Annotated in this window: 1 rRNA gene; it reads left to right on the top strand. The window is 53.9% G+C overall.

Annotated elements, in window-relative coordinates:
- Positions 1-603: ribosomal RNA gene (locus WS34_RS15060) — 23S ribosomal RNA — on the top strand; the annotation flags it as partial.

Raw genomic sequence — 603 nt, 5'->3', positions numbered from 1 at the left:
GTAATGATCTGGACACTGTCTCAACCGTGACTTCGGTGAAATTGTAGTATCGGTGAAGATGCCGATTACCCGCAACGGGACGAAAAGACCCCGTGAACCTTTACTGCAACTTAGCATTGCGTTTGGGCATTTGATGTGTAGGATAGTCCGGAGGCTACGAGCCGGCGACGCCAGTCGTCGGGGAGCCGTTGTTGAAATACGGACCTTCGAATGTTTGAGCGCTAACTCGCTGTAGCGAGGACACTGTTTGGTGGGTAGTTTGACTGGGGTGGTCGCCTCCAAAAGCGTAACGGAGGCTTCTAAAGGTACCCTCAGACCGATTGGTAACCGGTCGGAGAGTGTAATGGCACAAGGGTGCTTGACTGAGAGACCCACAAGTCGATCAGGTAGGAAACTAGAGCATAGTGATCCGGTGGTTCCGTATGGAAGGGCCATCGCTCAAAGGATAAAAGGTACTCCGGGGATAACAGGCTGATCCCTCCCAAGAGCTCATATCGACGGAGTGGTTTGGCACCTCGATGTCGGCTCGTCACATCCTGGGGCTGGAGAAGGTCCCAAGGGTTGGGCTGTTCGCCCATTAAAGTGGCACGCGAGCTGGGTTCA

This window comes from Odoribacter sp. N15.MGS-14 (assembly GCF_000980245.1).
Classification (GTDB): Bacteria; Bacteroidota; Bacteroidia; order Bacteroidales; family Marinifilaceae; genus Odoribacter; species Odoribacter splanchnicus.
This window is presented reverse-complemented; position numbering and strand designations above follow the sequence as displayed.